Origin of the sequence: Pedobacter glucosidilyticus (assembly GCF_002483235.1) — a bacterium.
Lineage (GTDB): Bacteria > Bacteroidota > Bacteroidia > Sphingobacteriales > Sphingobacteriaceae > Pseudopedobacter > Pseudopedobacter glucosidilyticum_B.
Map to the genome: position 1 here is coordinate 1 of NZ_DLHN01000030.1, position 17728 is coordinate 17728.

Annotated in this window: 15 protein-coding genes; 9 read left to right on the top strand and 6 right to left on the bottom strand. The window is 34.3% G+C overall.

Features of this window, described 5'->3' with window-relative positions:
* Positions 1-667 precede the first annotated feature (667 nt).
* Positions 668-1444 carry a 23S rRNA (guanosine(2251)-2'-O)-methyltransferase RlmB gene (gene rlmB, locus B2745_RS13765; RefSeq protein ID WP_304067753.1) on the bottom strand — a complete coding sequence of 259 codons (777 nt, stop codon included), beginning with the start codon at positions 1442-1444 and terminating at the stop codon, positions 668-670.
* A 266-nt stretch (positions 1445-1710) separates the two neighbouring features.
* Here rlmB and dnaB point away from each other — a divergent pair, with 266 nt between their 5' ends.
* Positions 1711-3261 (top strand): replicative DNA helicase, encoded by a 1551-nt coding sequence (dnaB, locus tag B2745_RS13770; protein WP_304067755.1) that lies wholly within the window; start codon positions 1711-1713, stop codon positions 3259-3261.
* On the opposite strand, the gene chrA is transcribed toward dnaB, so the two are convergent.
* Both chrA and B2745_RS13780 read right to left on the bottom strand, forming a co-directional pair.
* Complete coding sequence (chrA, locus tag B2745_RS13775) at positions 3258-4469, bottom strand: chromate efflux transporter (protein WP_304067758.1); 1212 nt, start codon at positions 4467-4469, stop codon at positions 3258-3260. The two genes, dnaB and chrA, sit on opposite strands and share 4 nt — an antisense overlap.
* Before the next feature lie 4 nt (positions 4470-4473).
* The gene (locus tag B2745_RS13780; RefSeq protein WP_304067762.1) at positions 4474-4803 is read right to left on the bottom strand and encodes a tetratricopeptide repeat protein; all 330 of its coding nucleotides are present in this window, start codon (positions 4801-4803) and stop codon (positions 4474-4476) included.
* 121 nt (positions 4804-4924) lie between these two features.
* Between B2745_RS13780 and B2745_RS13785 the strand changes: the two genes are divergently transcribed.
* From B2745_RS13785 to B2745_RS13800, 4 genes are read left to right on the top strand one after another with little or no spacing between them, the layout of a single operon-like run.
* Positions 4925-5662, top strand: coding sequence for an electron transfer flavoprotein subunit beta/FixA family protein (locus B2745_RS13785; protein ID WP_304067765.1), 738 nt, complete (start codon positions 4925-4927; stop codon positions 5660-5662).
* 27 nt (positions 5663-5689) lie between these two features.
* Positions 5690-6667, top strand: a complete 978-nt coding sequence (locus B2745_RS13790; protein WP_304067767.1) for an electron transfer flavoprotein subunit alpha/FixB family protein — start codon at positions 5690-5692, stop codon at positions 6665-6667.
* A gap of 14 nt (positions 6668-6681) precedes the next feature.
* Positions 6682-7302: a bifunctional nuclease family protein gene (locus B2745_RS13795; RefSeq protein WP_304067769.1), complete on the top strand. Its 621-nt coding sequence runs from the start codon at positions 6682-6684 to the stop codon at positions 7300-7302.
* A 35-nt stretch (positions 7303-7337) separates the two neighbouring features.
* Complete coding sequence (locus B2745_RS13800) at positions 7338-8639, top strand: NupC/NupG family nucleoside CNT transporter (RefSeq protein WP_304067771.1); 1302 nt, start codon at positions 7338-7340, stop codon at positions 8637-8639.
* A 70-nt stretch (positions 8640-8709) separates the two neighbouring features.
* Here B2745_RS13800 and B2745_RS13805 read toward each other — a convergent pair whose 3' ends face one another.
* The 3 genes from B2745_RS13805 to B2745_RS13815 all read right to left on the bottom strand — a co-directional run bounded on the left by B2745_RS13805 (position 8710) and on the right by B2745_RS13815 (position 11190).
* Positions 8710-9333, bottom strand: a complete 624-nt coding sequence (locus B2745_RS13805; RefSeq protein ID WP_304067774.1) for a hypothetical protein — start codon at positions 9331-9333, stop codon at positions 8710-8712.
* Between the two features lie 229 nt (positions 9334-9562).
* Positions 9563-10933 (bottom strand): dipeptidase, encoded by a 1371-nt coding sequence (locus B2745_RS13810; RefSeq protein ID WP_304067777.1) that lies wholly within the window; start codon positions 10931-10933, stop codon positions 9563-9565.
* A gap of 110 nt (positions 10934-11043) precedes the next feature.
* Positions 11044-11190, bottom strand: coding sequence for a hypothetical protein (locus B2745_RS13815; protein ID WP_304067779.1), 147 nt, complete (start codon positions 11188-11190; stop codon positions 11044-11046).
* Positions 11191-11388: 198 nt separating this feature from the next.
* Between B2745_RS13815 and B2745_RS13820 the strand changes: the two genes are divergently transcribed.
* From B2745_RS13820 to murA, 4 genes are all read left to right on the top strand, one after another.
* Positions 11389-12855: a tetratricopeptide repeat protein gene (locus tag B2745_RS13820; protein WP_304067781.1), complete on the top strand. Its 1467-nt coding sequence runs from the start codon at positions 11389-11391 to the stop codon at positions 12853-12855.
* 64 nt (positions 12856-12919) lie between these two features.
* The gene (locus tag B2745_RS13825) at positions 12920-15217 is read left to right on the top strand and encodes an ATP-dependent helicase (RefSeq protein WP_304067787.1); all 2298 of its coding nucleotides are present in this window, start codon (positions 12920-12922) and stop codon (positions 15215-15217) included.
* A 219-nt stretch (positions 15218-15436) separates the two neighbouring features.
* A complete protein-coding gene (locus tag B2745_RS13830; protein ID WP_304067784.1) occupies positions 15437-16168 on the top strand; it encodes a DUF4290 domain-containing protein in 732 nt (243 codons plus the stop codon).
* Positions 16169-16195: 27 nt separating this feature from the next.
* Positions 16196-17500 (top strand): UDP-N-acetylglucosamine 1-carboxyvinyltransferase, encoded by a 1305-nt coding sequence (gene murA, locus B2745_RS13835; RefSeq protein WP_026904875.1) that lies wholly within the window; start codon positions 16196-16198, stop codon positions 17498-17500.
* Positions 17501-17728: the final 228 nt, after the last annotated feature.

The following is a 17728-nucleotide window of genomic DNA, read 5'->3' on the forward strand; positions in this document are numbered from 1 at the left end:
TCTAAAGGTTCTACTAAGGCTAATGCTGTAGAAACCGCAAGCGCCAAGGCGGAATTGGGCGTAAACGGCTGTTAATGCTTGGGCAGGACTATCGAAATACTTAAACACGTCATTTCATATTGATTTATATGAAATGTATTAGACCTCAACAAGAATGAAGGGAAAGGCTCCCTTACTCTCACCAACAAGTCATGCTGACGATAGGAAGCAACCCAAAAGAAGGGTAAACCACATGAAGGCTGCAAACTTTTATTGTGAGATGTTTCACTTTGTTCAACAAGACTGAAGGAAAAGGCTCCGTTACTCTAACCAATAAGTCATGTTGACAATAGGAAGCAACCAAAAGCAAGGTGAGCCACATGAAAGCTGTAAACTTTTATTGTGAGATGTTTCACTTTGCAATAAGACTGAAGGAAAAGGCTCCCTTACTCTCACCAACAAGTCATGCTGACGATAGGAAGCAATCCAAAAGCAAGGTAAACCACATGAAGGCTGTAAACTTTTATTGTGAGATGTTTCACTTTGCAATAAGACTTAAGGAAAAGGCTCCCTTACTCTCACCAACAAGTCATGCTGCATACAGGTAACCCTGTATGAAGAGATAGCTTCACTGCATTCGTTATAAAAAAATAATAGTGGTAACTATTAAACTTCGTTCAGTTAAAATTTATAAAGAAGAAGCCCCTATTCTCTGCCTTACCACTTCATACAAAATTATCCCAGCAGAAACAGAAACATTTAAACTTTCAATCTCACCCATCATCGGGATTTTGGTTAGGTAATCAGAGTTTCTGATTAAATCGAAAGAGATACCTTCATCTTCTGCTCCCATAATGATGGCTGTTGGAGCTGAATAATCGGGTTTATAAATAAAATCGTCTGTTTTTTCGGTACAGGAGACAACTTGCAAGCCAGAATCTTTTAAAAACCTGGCGATACTGAGTAAATTATCATGGCGACAAATAGGCACTTTATATAAAGCTCCGGCTGATGTTTTAACCGCATCCGGATTAATTTGAGCAGAGCCTTTTTTAGGAACTACTATGGCATGCACACCAGAACATTCTGCGGTACGCACAATAGCACCAAAATTCCTGACATCAGTAATACCATCTAAAACAAGAATCAAAGGAACTTCACCATTCTCAAAAATAGTAGGGATAATATCTTCAATTTTTTGATAAGTGATGGGCGAAATAAAAGCGATAGCACCTTGATGATTTTTGGCTGTAATTCGATTTAATTTTTCTACAGGTACTTGTTGAGAAGGAATATCATATTCTCTTAAAATGGTTTTCAATTCAGACATTAAGCCGCCAGCTATACCTCTTTGTAAAAATAAAGACTCGATGTCTTTTCCAGATTTTATAGCTTCAATAACTGCTCTAATACCAAAAATCATCTGATTAGATTCTTTTGGCTGTCTTTGAAAATTTCTATCCATAATTGTGGTAAAGATAGCGTTTTTTTACAGGCTCAAAGCGCTTGGATAAAGAAGTTGTTTTTAAGAACTAACAGTGTTACTTTTTATCAACAAGCCCATGTTGATATCTTAAAGGCGCTTTATTTTGTTTATCAACAGCTTATGAACATGTAGTTGTGGAATACTCATGATAAATCTCTTGCAATTTTGATGTTTTTAAATTTCTTATGCTAGCATAGTTAAGAACTCTTACTTATCATGCAGGAATTTTGTATATTTTTGTAGTTATGAGTTTAGAAGCCGAATCCAATAAATCTCCCCTATCGAAAGATAAAAGAAACAGGTTAAGTTCTATGGTTTCTGGTTTAGGTAAATTACCGCCACAAGCTTTAGACCTTGAGGAAGCTGTTTTAGGAGCTTTAATGTTAGAGAAAGATGCGCTCTCTGCTGTTATCGATATTTTAAAACCTAACGTTTTTTATAAAGATGCGCATCAGAAAATATTTGAAGCCATACAAACTTTATTTACACAATCCTCACCTGTTGATATTTTAACCGTTACTGCCCAGCTTAGAAAACAAGGTGATATTGAGATGGTTGGTGGCGCCTATTATATTACAGAACTTACTAACCGCGTTGCATCCGCAGCTAATATCGAATATCACGCTCGTATCATCTCCCAGAAATTTATTCAAAGAGAGTTGATTAGAATTTCTACAGACATTATCAACCAGTCTTATGAAGATACCAGCGATGTTTTTGAACTTTTAGATTATGCCGAGAAAAACCTGTTTGATATTGCTCAAAATAACCTGAGAAGAGATTCTCGTAAAATGGATGATATTGTTAAAGAATCTCTGAAAATTCTGGAATCTTTAAAAGATAAAGATGATTCTTTAACCGGTGTTCCTTCTGGTTTTACGGCTTTAGATAGGATGACTAACGGTTGGCAAAAATCTGATTTGGTGATTATAGCTGCCCGTCCGGCGATGGGTAAAACAGCCTTCGTTTTAAGTTGTGCCAGAAATGCTGCCGTACAATTTAACAAACCAGTTGTTGTTTTCTCTTTAGAGATGTCTTCTGTACAGTTAACCAATCGTTTAATTGCCGGTGAAGCAGAAATAGAGCAAGAAAAAATCAGAAAAGGAAATCTATTAGATTGGGAATGGCATCAGCTAACTTCTAAAATTGGTAATTTAAGCGAAGCTCCTTTAATTATAGATGATACTCCGGCACTTAACGTTTTCGAGTTTAGAGCAAAGTGTAGACGATTAAAATCTCAATACGATATCCAAATGATTATCATCGATTACTTGCAGTTGATGCAAGGTAAAGCCGATGGCAAAGGTGGTGGTAACCGTGAACAAGAGATTTCAAGCATTTCAAGGGCTTTAAAACAAGTTGCTAAAGAACTCAATGTTCCGGTAATTGCACTTTCGCAGTTAAGTAGAGCAGTAGAAAATCGTCCGGGTGGTTCTAAAAGACCTATGCTATCAGATTTACGTGAATCTGGTGCTATTGAGCAAGATGCGGATATGGTATTATTCTTATACCGACCAGAATATTACGGTTTAGAACAAGATGAAAATGGTAATTCCACTGCTGGTGTTGGTGAGGTTATCATCGCTAAACATAGAAATGGCGAAACCGGAACCGTTCAGCTAAGATTTATTGGTAAATATGTGAAATTTGCTGATTTAGACGATGGATTTGGAACAATGGGAAATAAAGATAGCAATAATATAGATCCCTTCTCAGGAATTAGTCCTTCCACACAGTTTGAAAGCATCACCCTAAAACCTAAAAACTGGGATAACGATGAAGATCCTCCGTTTTAACTTAAGAATAAAGGAATACAACCTAAAAGAACCCCAGCTAATATCAAGTATGGGGTTTTTATTTTGGTAAACTGTAGCAATAAAAAGGTTGCCAAAACAATCAATAAAGAGGTATAGCTTGTACCAATAGGAATAATTAAAAGGATAAAAGCAGCAACCATAAAACCTACGCCAACAGCGTTTATTCCTGATAAAGATTTTTTAATTCGGGTAATTTTTTTCAAATCATCCCAAAAGGGAACTATAAATAAAATCAGGATAATTCCTGGTAAATTGATGCCTAAAACAGCAATAAAAGCACCCATCATTTGCCCTGTTATACCGTAACCATTGTTAGCTAATGTCATGGCCCCAAGAAAAGAAGTGAAAGAAAAAGTTGGTCCGGGTAAACCCTGCTGAATAGCAAAACCACTTAGAAATTCATTACTGGTTAAATAATGTTTCATCTCCACAAACTCGGTATACATTAAAGGAACAAGAACATTTCCACCTCCAAAAATCAGTATGCCGTTTCTGTAAAAGTTCTCAAACAACCTTACAGGTAAGCTAAAAGGAGATGTTCTGTTGATAGTAGCTCCTAATAAACCAAAGAAAAGTAATACCCCAATAAAGTAGATAACTTTTTTAATATTGATGTTAGAAAAGAGCCTTACCCTCAATTCATTCTCTTCCTTTTTTGTTTCTGTGGCTGATGTAATGATACCTCCTATCAAAATCATGATAGGAAAAGCGTAGGCATTTTTTAGGATAAGCGAACAAATAACAGCGCCTATAGTTAAAGCGGCTGTAACTTTAGATTTGATGATTTTTTTACCAAAAGAATAAGCTGCAAAGGCAACTATCCCTAAAGCTATAGGTTGTATGTATTGATTGATATTAACAAATGCTTTGCTTAAAGATAAATTCTTGTAGCTGATAGCCAGAAAACACATGATCCCGGCAGAAGGTAATGCCCAGATAAAAAATGTAAGAATAGCTAGGTAATATCCCCCTACTTTATAAGCTATCCCAATAAGGGTTTGGGTTGAGGCAGGCCCAGGTAAAATCTGGGAAAGAGAATATAGCTCTAAAAGTTCTTCTTCTGTGAGGTAAGCTCTTTTAAGTACAAATTCTTTTAAGAGGATAGCTATATGCGCTTGCGGGCCACCAAAAGAGGTGAGCATAAAACCTATTACATCTCTTAAAAAAATAATGTGTCTTTTTTTCAAAATATCAATCAAATAATTCGTCTTGTAAATTATTATATACGCCTAAAAGTTCGTTTAAAGCATGTTGGTCTTTAATTTTTCTAGCTACTTGTATACCCTTCTCATAAGTTTTAAGTGCTTCTTCCTTTTGATTTAGACCTTCATAAAGCTTACCTAAATGATAGTAAGTTCCTATATAATCTTCGTGGTTGTTCACCAAATCAAGGTAAAACTTTAAAGCTAAATCTTCGTTATTTAGCCTAACATATTCTGTTGCCAATGCGTATTTTAGAAAGGGGTCATTGGGCTCATTGTTAAAGAATTCTAATAATCGTTCTAATCTGTTTATTGGCATGATAGAATTTGGCTTAATTCATTAAATTTGTTTTAAGAGGTGATAAAACTACATATAGTTTTGAAATCATCATACGCTAAAAATATAAAATCAATTATCTACACCAAAATAAATAAGAAAGATGAAAATACTAGTTTGTATAAGTCATGTACCCGATACCACTACAAAAATAACTTTTAGTGATAACGATACACAGTTTAACCAAAACGGGGTTCAATTTATTTTAAATCCTTATGATGAAATTGCTTTAGCCAGAGCTATAGAATTAACAGATAACGGTGCAGGAACCGTTACGGTTATACACGTTGGTGATGCATCTACCGAGCCCACCATCAGAAAAGCTTTAGCTATTGGTGCACATGATGCGGTAAGGGTAAATGCTACGCCTACTGATGCTTTTTTTGTAGCCACACAAATTGCTGCTTATGCTAAAGATCAAAATTTTGATTTAATCTTAGCAGGAAGAGAATCAATAGATTATAATGGTGCAAAAGTTCCAGCGATGCTAGCTGAGATATTAGATATTCCATCTGTATCTATCATCAAAAAGCTAAGCGTAGAGGGCAATCAAGGTATTGTAGAGAGAGAAATTGAAGGCGGTAAAGAAGTATTGGCTATCCCCTTCCCTTTTGTAGCAGGTACAGCTGAGGGTGTTGCCGAGTGGAAAATTCCTAATATGAGAGGAATCATGTCTGCCAGAACAAAGCCTTTACAAGTTTTAGAGCCTGTTGAAGTAAAAACCTCTTCTAAAATTGTAAAATTTGAGACACCTGCTCCACGCGGACAAGTTACCTTGATTGATGCCTCAGAGCCTCAGAAATTGGTAGACTTACTACACGCAGAAGCTAAAGTTATTTAATCTATCCACTAAAAAAATTAAGAAAAGATGTCAGTTCTAGTATATGTAGAAAATGCAGAGGGCAAATTCAAAAAATCAATTTTTGAAGCCGTATCTTATGCAAAAGCAATTGCAGATCAATTAAATACCAGTTTAACAGCTGTTTCTGTAGGTAATGTTGCCCAGGACGAATTACAAAAATTAGGTCATTATGGTGCAGCTACAGTTTTAAATGTAAATCAGGATGCTTTAAAAAGCTTTATCAACCAAGCTTATGCCTCGGTTATTGCTGAGGCGGCAGAAAAAACTGCTGCTTCTGTGGTGGTTTTATCTAATTCTTTCTCCGGAAAAGGTTTAGCACCTCGTATAGCGGTAAAATTAAATGCTGGTTTGGTAGATGGAGCTATTTCTTTACCTGAGCTAAGTGATGGGAAATTTATCGTTAAAAAAACAGCTTTCTCTAATAAAGCTTTTGCTTATGTGGAGCTGCATGCCGAAAAAAAGGTTATTTCTTTAACACCTAACGCTTATAAAATTGTAGAAACAGGAAATCAAGCTGTTATAGAAGACTTTGCGGCTACAGTTAAACCAACAGATTTAACTGCTTTAATTAAAGATATTGTGAGGGCAACCGATAAAGTTTCTTTACCTGATGCCGAGTTGGTAGTTTCTGCCGGTAGAGGATTAAAAGGACCTGAAAACTGGGGTATGGTTGAAGAGTTAGCTAATCTTTTAGGTGCTGCAACAGCTTGTTCTAAGCCTGTTTCTGATGCGGATTGGAGACCACATTCTGAACACGTTGGACAAACTGGAATAGCTATTAGTCCTAATTTATATATAGCTATTGGTATTTCTGGAGCTATACAACACCTAGCCGGAGTATCATCATCAAAAGTTATTGTGGTGATTAACAAAGATCCAGAAGCACCATTCTTTAAAGTTGCAGATTATGGCATAGTTGGTGATGCTTTTGAAATTGTACCAAAATTGATTGAAGAGCTTAAATCTTTCAAAGCAAATAACTAGGTTTGTCTAATTAAATGAAAAAATTAAAATTAGATATCATAGGATTATCCTATAGTCAAACTCAATCCGGGGCTTATGCCCTGGTATTGGGCGAGGTTAATGGAAGAAGAAGACTACCCATTATTATTGGTGGATTTGAGGCTCAGGCAATTGCCATAGAAATAGAGAAAATGACCCCTAGTCGTCCGCTTACGCATGATTTGTTCAAATCTTTTGCGGATGCTTATCATATCAATATTCAAGAAGTTATTATTTATAACTTGGTTGAAGGCATTTTTTACGCTAAACTCATCTGTAATGATGGTAAAAAAACTTTAGAAATTGATGCCAGAACATCAGATGCTATTGCGCTAGCGGTAAGGTTTGAATGCCCAATTTATACTTATGAATTTATATTAGCATCAGCAGGAATCGTGATTGAAGGTAACGACTTTTTGTTTTTAGACAATATAGAACCCGTTGCAGAAGATGGTCCTTTAACCACTGTCGCTAGCAGTTCTTCTAGTTCTGGCGATAAATTTTCTGGCTTTTCTAATGAAGAATTGCAAACCAAACTTCAGGAAGCTTTGGCCGAAGAAGCTTATGAAAAAGCAGCTAAAATTAGAGATGAATTAAATAAAAGAAAATCATCATAATTTTTTTATCTTCATTGCCACACTAATTAACTTTTATGAGTCCGATTCTGGAAAATGTTTTAAGAGGTTTGCTAGGCGTAGTGATTATCCTCTTCATTGCTATCGCATTTAGCAGCTCAAGAAAATCTATCAGCTGGAAAATTGTTTCTGCTGGCCTGCTCATCCAAATTATTTTTGCATTGGGGGTTTTAAAGGTTCCTTTTATAAGATCTTTTTTTGACTCTGTTGCCAGTGTTTTTGTGGTTATACTAGACTTCACAAAAGAAGGATCACTTTTTTTATTCGGAGATTTAATAGGTAACACCAAAAGTTTTGGATACATCTTTGCTTTTCAAGTCTTACCAACAGTTATTTTTTTCTCTGCCTTAACTTCCCTACTTTATTATTTGGGTATCTTACAAAAAATAGTTTATGTTTTTGCTTGGGTGGTATCCAGATTTATGAAGCTTTCAGGAGCTGAAAGTTTGGCTTCTGCAGGTAATATCTTTCTGGGGCAAACAGAAGCTCCTCTATTGGTAAAGCCTTATATAGAAAAAATGACAAAATCCGAATTGTTATGTCTGATGATTGGAGGCATGGCAACTATTGCAGGTGGGGTTTTGGCTGCTTATGTAGGCTTTTTAGGAGGAGAATCTAAAGAAGCGCAACAAGAATTTGCAACACATTTATTATGCGCATCCGTCATGTCGTCTCCAGCTGCCATTCTTATTTCTAAAATATTATTACCTGAAAAGGAAGAGGTGAATAAAGATTTAAAAATATCGGATGAAAAAAACGGTTCTAATGTATTAGAAGCTATAGCTATTGGTACCACAGATGGTTTAAAGCTTGCTGTAAATGTGGGTGCTATGTTATTGGTGTTTACTGCGCTGATGGCCTTGTTAAACTATATTTGTTTTCATTTTATTGGTAGTTTTTTTAATATCAATGATATGATTAAAGCTAGCAGTGGCGGAAAATATGCTGGTTTGAGTTTACAATATATGCTAGGTTATATTTTCGCACCTTTAGCTTGGGTAATTGGTGTTGATAGCCAGAACATGACAAACGTTGGGCAGCTTTTAGGAGAAAAAACCATTTTAAATGAATTTTATGCTTACGCTTCTTTAGCTAAGCTAAAGGCTTCTGGTATCATGACAGATTCTAGATCTATAATCATTACCACTTATGCTTTATGTGGCTTCGCTAATTTTGCATCTATTGGTATTCAGATAGGTGGTATTGGCTCTTTAGCTCCCGGACAAAGAAGTAATTTGTCTAAATTGGGATTAAAAGCATTACTAGGTGGTACTTTGGCTTGTTTACTTACAGCAGCTATTGTAAGTATGATTATCTAAAGAAAACGCTAAAAAAATATGTCATCAATAGAGCTCGCCTTACAAACGATTTTGTAAGGCAGTCTCTTTTTTATTCTGGAATGGTAATGACTATCGGCTTAAAGCCGGTATATTCTACATAAGAATCAAGACCACTTACTCCAACAATTTTATCCAAATTAAAAATTAGGGTTTTATTTTTCTCATCAATAAGCAATACATTAAAGTTATGAGCACCAGCTTTAACATCATCATGAGCACTACTTTTAAGCGCTAATGTTGATAAAGGATTAAAACTGTTTCCAGTATTTTCATGATTATGTAAAAACTGCTTGATGTGTAATGTGAAATCCTGAGGTCTTAACTGGTAAATATCAACATCTTGTAATGAACTGGATATATTAGGACTAATGTTAAACTCTAAATAATGTCCTAATGCTCCCTCTCCTACCTCCTTGATTTTGATGATGATGTTTGTACCATTGGTGTTTGCTTTTTCAACAGACAATATCTTAAAGCATTTTTTAACTGATGGAAAATTATTTGCGTATAAGATTTGTGTGTTTCGCACCACTCTTTTCTCTAAGAAAAAATCTCCATTGCAAATAAACTCAGGCTCTTCTTTATTACAGGATGATAAAAAAGTACTTAAAGCTGATATAAATATGAACTTAAATGTTTTTTTAAGATTAATATTTATCAATTGTTCCATCATAGTTAAGGCAAAATTAATTAATTTTTTTAACTATCTGATTTTAACGTGGAACATTTTAATTACGGGTAAAGGTGCTTTAATAAAAACGAGACTATACCAAATCCATCAATTGATGTTGGGGTAAATGGAGTCGAAACTTTTTTCCTATTAGATTACATTTCGACTCCTTGCCAACCGAACAGTTAGGTTGTTCAATTTGACAAATAAGCTCTTTGAAAACGTCAATAAGTTATTTGCTTAAATCTGCAAAATGCTTAAAAAATAAAGGTATAGTTTCTATGCCCTTGTAATAATTATATATGTCATACTTCTCATTAGGAGAATGTAAGTTATCACTATCTAAGCCAAAACCCATCAAAACGGTTTTAATATTTAATTCTTGCTCAAACAAAGCTACGATTGGAATACTACCTCCACCTCTGGTTGGTACAGGTGCTTTACCAAAAGATTCTTCAATAGCTTTGAAAGCTGCTTTAAACGCTACAGAATCAACAGGTGTTACATAAGGCATACCACCATGGTGAGCCGTTACTTTTACCTTAACAGATTTTGGAGCAATACTTTCGAAATGATTTTTGAATAAATCTGATATTCTTTGCCAATCTTGACCAGGAACAAGTCGCATGGATATTTTAGCTTCAGCTTTAGAAGGTAAAACTGTTTTAGCACCTGGCCCAGTATAACCACCCCAAATACCATTTACTTCTAAAGTTGGTCTGGTACCTGTACGTTCTAAAGTGCTGTAACCTTTTTCTCCCCAAACATCATCAACAGCTAAATCTTTTTTATATTCTTCTAAATCAAAAGGAGCTTCATTTAAGGCTTGCTTTTCATCATCAGAAAGTTCTATAACGCCGTCATAGAAACCAGGTATGGTTATATGATTATTTTCATCATGTAAAGAGGCAATCATTTGGCAAAGGATTGTTGCGGGGTTTGCAACAGCACCACCATAAACACCTGAGTGTAAATCCCGGTTAGGTCCAACAACCTCAACCCCCATGTAGGCTAAACCTCTTAACCCTGTTTCCAGAGATGGATTTTCCATACTGATCATAGAAGTATCGGAAATCAAGACAACATCAGCTTGTAATCTAGTTTTATTGTCTTTAACAAATTGTCCAAGATTATCAGAGCCTACTTCTTCTTCCCCTTCTATCATAAATTTGATATTGCAAGGAAGTTGATGCGTATTCATCATCGTTTCAAATGCTTTGATGTGCATGTAAAACTGACCTTTATCATCGCAGGCACCACGAGCAAATATTTTACCGTCACGTACTGTTGGTTCAAAAGGGGGTGTTTCCCAAAGTTCTAAAGGATCTGGGGGTTGTACATCGTAATGCCCATAAACCAAAACTGTGGGCAAACTGCTATCTACAAGCTTCTCGCCATAAACGATTGGATAACCTGCCGTAGGACAAACTTCTACCAAATCAGCACCAGCTTCAGCTAGTTTACCAGCAACAAATTCAGCCGTTTTTAAAACATCACCTTTATATTTAGGATCTGCACTTACTGATGGAAACCTCAATAGGGCGAATAACTCCTCTAAAAAACGAGCTTTGTGTTGTTCTATATATTCTTTTATCTCTTGCATAAAATTGCTTTTATGCAAATATAAGATTATCTGAATATGATGATTTGGAGATGTAAATTATAAAGGGAATTGTTACAAGTTTTTGGCAATTCCCTTTATGGTATGGGATATTATTCTCCGTAAGTAGTTGTAAGTTTTGTTGCTCCATGCATTACCGTAGGCTTTTCTGCTTTACTTTCTATCTTGATGTCATCTTTTTTGCATGAAGTTGCGAAAATCGTTAAAGACGCAACAAAAAGTAAGAATAATTTCTTCATAATTTCTATATTTAAATGTTAATAATATTTAAATATATATACTTGTGTTTAAAACAAGAAATAAAATTTAACTTTTATAATATTTTATTATTTAATTAATTAATTGTTTTTATTTAAAAATAAATTACGTTTTTTTTTACTGTTGTAAAAAAAATTTAATTTTTATAGATACATTTACTTTTCAACTAATTATACTTAATGAAATTTTATCAATTACCTCTTATACTGTTTTTCTTAAACTTTTGTTCTTTATTAAAAGTTAATGGAGCAAACATTAAAGATTCAGTAAAAGTCATTAAGTTTAATCAAGAAGCTTCATCATTAAAATTTACAAATCCTTTAGAAGGGATAAAAATTGCAAATAAAGCTTTTGAATTAGCAACCTTAATTAACTACAAAAAAGGAATAGCAGAATCTTATAGAATTAAAGGTTTAAATTATAGCTATTTATCAAATACAATTGATAGCACTAGCTTCTATTATTATAAAGCACTTGAAATATTTAAAAAAAATAATTTTAAAGAAGGTCACGCAAGATGCTTAAACAACTTAGGTAGTATGTTCTTAAATACTGACCAGAAGAAATCTTTATTTTATTTTAAAAAATCATTGGAAATCGCTACTAAAATAGAATTAAAAGATTTAATAGCAGGATGTAACTTGAATATTGGAACTCTTTATATTACAAAGAAGCAGTATAAAGATGCGGAACAATATTTACTAAAAGGTATGATTTATTTTAAAAAGCTTAACAATAAAATTGGCTTATCTTCTGCTTATCAAAATTTAGGTACAGTATCTTATTATTTGAATGATTATGATAAAACGATTGATTATGCAAAAGCTAGTTTAGCTATCTCAGAAAAGGAAAATTTGAAAAACATCTCATTAACATCTTATGAACTACTCGGGCATGCATTTTTAAAATTAAATAAATTTTTAGAATGTGAACAAGTAGCTAAATTTGGCTTAAGTGTATCAGAAAATCTCAATAATCAAAAAGCAAATTATGATTTCAAAATGTTACTATATGAATTAGAATCAAAAAAACAAAACCATAAGCAAGCTTTAAAATACTTAAAAGAAGTTCATTCATTAGACAGTATAGAATATCAAAAAAATTTAGCGAATATTGTAAAACTCAATGAGGAACAAATTAAAAATGCGGAAATTCAAAAACAATATGAAGTTGGCTTAGAACGCCAAAAAAACAACCGAATACTCTTTATGGCTGCTATTATTGTTTCTGTTCTTTCTGCTGTAATTATTGTTATTCTTATCAGAAGTAAAAGAAAAACAGAAAAAAGTAATCAAGAACTTCTTGCTTTAAACAAAGAATTTCTTCGTCAGAAAGAAGATCTCGATAGAATAAACCTCAAGTTAGAAGAAATCATTGCCGAGCGTACCAAAGACCTACTCAGCAAAAACCAAAAGCTTTCCGAATATTCTTACCACCTCTCCCATCAAGTACGTGGACCTGTTGCTACTTTAAAAGGATTAATTATGCTTTCGCAGGATAATTTAATTGAGGAAAAGGAATGTATCGTACAAATGAAAAAATGCGTGGATGATATTGATGAACAAATTATGGATATCAATATTGCTTTGCATGACCCATCCAGACATGGTTTGAAAAATCCAAATCAAGATAGTGGAAATCTTTAGCCACGAACATGAAGATTATTTCCTAAGCATTCTTTAATTTAGCGTCTTGTTAAAAGGAGACGATTTGGATTATTTAAAAGGATTAAACACTTCACAAAGACAAGCTGTAGAACAAACACAAGGCCCAGTAATGATTGTTGCTGGTGCTGGTTCTGGTAAAACAAGGGTTATTACTTATCGTGTTGCACATTTAATATCAAAAGGTGTAGATCCGTTTCAGATATTGGTTCTTACTTTTACCAACAAAGCGGCAAAAGAGATGCGTGAGCGTATCATGAAAGTAGTGGGTGCCGAAGCTAAAAACATCTGGATGGGTACCTTCCACTCAGTATTTGCCAAAATACTTAGGGTTGAAGCGCATAAAATAGGCTATCCTAATAACTTTACCATTTATGATACCGATGATAGCAAAAGCTTAATTAAAGCTATCTTAAAAGAAATGAATCTTGATGATAAGCTTTACAACCCAAATTTTGTGTATGGAAGAATTTCTATGTGCAAAAACAATTTGATATCTGCTGCAGAATATAATCAGAACGAGCAAATACAAGCCGAAGATTTTTCCACTGGCAGAGGCATGTTGGGTAAAGTTTATGAAACCTATGCTGCCCGTTGCTTTAAAGCCGGAGCTATGGATTTTGACGACCTACTCTTTAAAACCAATGTCTTGTTAAAAGAACATCCGGATGTTTTACATAAATATCAACATAAGTTTAAATACTTAATGGTAGATGAGTATCAGGACACCAATTTTTCGCAATATCTCATTGTAAAAAAACTAGCGGCTGTTAATTATAATTTATGTGTAGTTGGTGATGATGCTCAAAGTATTTATGGTTTCAGAGGTGCTAACATCCAAAATATTCTAAACTTCCAAAAAGATTATCCAGATGTTAAAATTTATAAGCTAGAGCAAAACTACCGCTCAACACAAAATATTGTCAATGTTGCCAACAGCATCATCGCAAACAATAAAAACCAGCTAGATAAGAATGTTTTCTCTGAGAACGATATCGGTGATAAAATAAAAATAACCCGCTCTTTCTCTGATAATGAGGAAGGTAAAAGTGTTGCCGAATCTATTCTACAAGAAAGAAGCAATAATGCTTTAAACTGGAGCGATTTTGCCATTTTATACAGAACAAACGCTCAGTCTCGTTCTATGGAAGAGGCTTTAAGGAAGCTCAGCATTCCTTATAAAATTTATGGCGGTTTATCTTTCTATCAAAGAAAGGAGATTAAAGATTTGATAGCTTATTTCCGCTTAACTTTTAATCCAAGTGATGAAGAGGCATTTAAAAGAGTTATCAATTATCCTGCAAGAGGAATTGGAAAAACCACGATAGATAAGATTATTGTAGCTGCAGATCAACAAAACCAAACCATGTTTGAAATTATTAGCGATGCTGCTCAACACCTTGATAATAGAGCTGCTGTATCTGTGAGTAATTTTGCCACTACCATTAAAAGTTTTGCGGCAGTTGCAAAAAACAGCAATGCTTATGACGCTGCTTTGCATATTGCTCAGCATTCTGGTTTGTTAAAAGATTTATATGACGATAAATCTGTAGAAGGTTTAAGTCGATATGAAAACATCCAGGAATTGCTCAATGGTATTAAAGAATTTTCTGAGCGTGAGGATATTGAAGATAAAGGTCTGGATGTTTTTATGCAAGATATTGCTTTATTAACCAATGATGATAACGATAAAGGAGATAATAAGGATACCGTTTCTTTAATGACTATCCACTCTTCTAAAGGCTTAGAGTTTCCTCAAGTTTATATCGTAGGCTTAGAGGAAAATCTCTTCCCTTCTCAAATGGCATTAAACTCTAGGGCAGATTTAGAAGAAGAGCGTCGCTTATTTTATGTAGCTATTACCCGGGCCGAAAAGAAATTACATATCAGCTATGCAACTTCCAGATTTAAATTTGGTAGCTTAATTAATTGTGAACCGTCTAGGTTTTTAGATGAGATAGATCCTAAATATCTGGAGTTAGATTTCGTTAAAAAAGCACCAACTGGGAATCCATTTTTTGAAAATGAACGCTCGCAATGGCAAAGCAAAACTACTTCTAGCAATAGCGGAGATCATTTTTCTAAGCCTAAACCGCCAGTAACAGGTAAAGTAAAAACTACTTCTTTATTGGCAAAAGCACATGTACCAACAGTAGGCTTTACACCAGATGATACTTCTAACCTACAGGTTGGAGAAGAAGTAGAGCATGAGCGTTTTGGTTTTGGAAAAGTAATCCAAGTAGAAGGTACCAAACCAGATATTAAAGCAACTATTTTCTTTAAGGAGATAGGGCAAAAACAACTGCTCTTAAAATTTGCGAAATTAAGAATTGTTAAAAATTAGTACAAAACAGGAAAATAAAAAACATTGCAATTTTATTTATTTTCTTAAATTGCAGCTTTTAGCTACATAATTAAAATTACTTACTGTTTTTTAACCTGCCTTATTAAATTATTTTGATTTTTACAATCTCATAATCAGACGGATAGGTTAATCATTACATTAAAAAACATTATCAGTATAGAAAGAAAGCTTACACCATTTAGCTTTAATAATTCAAAAATGAATAACACTGTTGAAAATAAATTTGATTACAATACTTCAAGAGATAAATTAATCTTGGCAGAGTATGGTAGAAATGTGCAGAATATGGTTGAATATATCTGCGAGTTACCAACCAAAGAAGAAAGAAATAAATACGCCCAAGTGGTGATAGATATGATGGGCTTTTTAAACCCTCATTTAAGAGATGTTCCAGATTTTAAACATAAACTTTGGGATCATTTACATATCATTTCAGGTTTTAGGATAGATGTAGATTCGCCTTATCCTACTCCAACTAAAGAGGGTATCAATTTCAGACCAGAAGTTTTAAGCTATCCGCAAAACCGTATTAAGTTTAAGCATTACGGAAAAACCATTGAGCTCATGATCAAAAGAGCAAAAGAAATTACCGAGCCTGAGAAAAAACAGCACATGGTAAATTCTATCGCTAATTTCATGAAAATGGCTTATGTACTTTGGAATAAAGACCATGTTGCAGATGAACAAATCATTTCTGATTTAAATGATTTATCTGGTGGCGAATTAGACTTAAGTCAGGTTATTTTAAACCGTGTTGATGTTAAACAAAACACTCCATCAAGTAGTAGTAATAACGGACGCTCTCAAAAAAATAACAATCAAAATAACAGAGGTGGCGGTGGTCAAAGACATAATAACAATAACCAAAACAACAATAAGAATCGCCCAAGAAACTTCCAAAATAATGGTGGTGGTAAAAGATCAAACTAATCAAATTCAAAAAACAAATTCTATATGATGAATGCATTTGAGATTCGTGGTGGTAAACCTTTAAAAGGCGAAATTATACCCCAGGGAGCAAAAAATGAAGCATTGCAAATTCTTTCTGCTGTTTTATTAACACCAGAAAAAGTTACCATAAGCAATATACCTGATATTAAAGATGTAAATAAGCTTATTGAGCTTTTAGGAGACCTAGGTGTTGAAGTTAACAGACTATCAAAAGATACCTACGAGTTTACGGCAGCCAATATCAACCTTGAGTTTTTTCAATCTCAAACTTTTAAAGCAAAGGGTGGCAGCTTAAGAGGTTCTATCATGATTGTAGGTCCGCTTTTAGCCCGCTTTGGTAAAGCTGCAATTCCTAAACCAGGTGGAGACAAAATTGGTAGACGACGTTTAGACACTCACTTTTTAGGTTTCGAAAAATTAGGTGCTAAATTTATTTATAATGCAGAAACCAATTTCTTTAATGTTGATGCAACAGAATTAAAAGGAACTTTCATTTTATTGGATGAAGCATCTGTAACCGGAACAGCCAATATTGTGATGGCGGCAGTTTTAGCAAAAGGAACTACTACCATTTATAATGCAGCTTGCGAGCCTTATTTACAACAACTTTGTAAAATGCTTAATCGCATGGGTGCGAAAATTACGGGTATTGGCTCTAATTTATTAACCATAGAAGGTGTAGAAGCTTTAGGCGGTACAGAACACCGCTTACTGCCAGATATGATAGAAATTGGCTCTTTTATTGGCCTAGCTGCCATGACAGCGTCTGAAATTACTATCAAAAATGTTTGCTATCAAGAATTAGGTATCATTCCTGATGTTTTCAAAAGATTAGGTATCAAAATGGAATTACGTGGTGATGATATTTTTATACCTGCTCAAGAAAGTTACGAAATAGATACATTTATTGATGGTTCTATTTTAACCGTTGCTGATGCTCCTTGGCCAGGCTTTACACCAGATTTACTTTCTATAGTTTTGGTAGTGGCTACACAGGCAAAAGGCTCAGTACTCATTCACCAAAAAATGTTCGAGAGCCGTTTATTCTTTGTGGATAAATTAATAGACATGGGTGCTCAAATTATTTTATGCGACCCACACCGAGCAACTGTTATAGGTTTAGATAAAAAATATCAGCTAAAAGGTATAGAAATGACTTCTCCAGATATTAGAGCTGGTGTTTCTTTATTAATTGCAGCGCTTTCCGCATCCGGAAGGTCTACTATTTATAATATCGAACAAATAGAACGAGGTTATCAGGATATTGATACCCGATTAAGAGCACTCGGTGCTGATATCAGAAGAATTTAAATTTGAAACTCTCCTTTTTAGGAGAGTTTTTTGTTTATAAGTCTTTAAGCCTAAAAAGCGGGTAGCTTTGCGCATCAGCTAATTAGTTCATAATATCTTTACAATAATAATCATCCGCCTCATGAGCCGGCAGGGCCCATTACTTTTTAGAGGGAAAAAGTAATCAAAACCCTTGATCAATCCCACAGGAGCCTTTGCCGCACAAACCCTACCCACACTCAAAAACAA

Bases quoted from the DNA above. Each gene is read 5' to 3' on its own strand.
- B2745_RS13820 (WP_304067781.1), top strand. From the start codon at position 11,389: ATGAAATTTTATCAATTACCTCTTATACTGTTTTTCTTAAACTTTTGT.
- rlmB (WP_304067753.1), bottom strand. From the start codon at position 1,444: ATGGATAGAAATTTTCAAAGACAGCCAAAAGAATCTAATCAGATGATT.
- B2745_RS13790 (WP_304067767.1), top strand. From the start codon at position 5,690: ATGTCAGTTCTAGTATATGTAGAAAATGCAGAGGGCAAATTCAAAAAA.
- B2745_RS13780 (WP_304067762.1), bottom strand. From the start codon at position 4,803: ATGCCAATAAACAGATTAGAACGATTATTAGAATTCTTTAACAATGAG.
- B2745_RS13800 (WP_304067771.1), top strand. From the start codon at position 7,338: ATGAGTCCGATTCTGGAAAATGTTTTAAGAGGTTTGCTAGGCGTAGTG.
- B2745_RS13830 (WP_304067784.1), top strand. From the start codon at position 15,437: ATGAATAACACTGTTGAAAATAAATTTGATTACAATACTTCAAGAGAT.
- murA (WP_026904875.1), top strand. From the start codon at position 16,196: ATGAATGCATTTGAGATTCGTGGTGGTAAACCTTTAAAAGGCGAAATT.
- B2745_RS13805 (WP_304067774.1), bottom strand. From the start codon at position 9,333: ATGATGGAACAATTGATAAATATTAATCTTAAAAAAACATTTAAGTTC.
- B2745_RS13810 (WP_304067777.1), bottom strand. From the start codon at position 10,933: ATGCAAGAGATAAAAGAATATATAGAACAACACAAAGCTCGTTTTTTA.
- B2745_RS13815 (WP_304067779.1), bottom strand. From the start codon at position 11,190: ATGAAGAAATTATTCTTACTTTTTGTTGCGTCTTTAACGATTTTCGCA.
- B2745_RS13795 (WP_304067769.1), top strand. From the start codon at position 6,682: ATGAAAAAATTAAAATTAGATATCATAGGATTATCCTATAGTCAAACT.
- B2745_RS13785 (WP_304067765.1), top strand. From the start codon at position 4,925: ATGAAAATACTAGTTTGTATAAGTCATGTACCCGATACCACTACAAAA.
- dnaB (WP_304067755.1), top strand. From the start codon at position 1,711: ATGAGTTTAGAAGCCGAATCCAATAAATCTCCCCTATCGAAAGATAAA.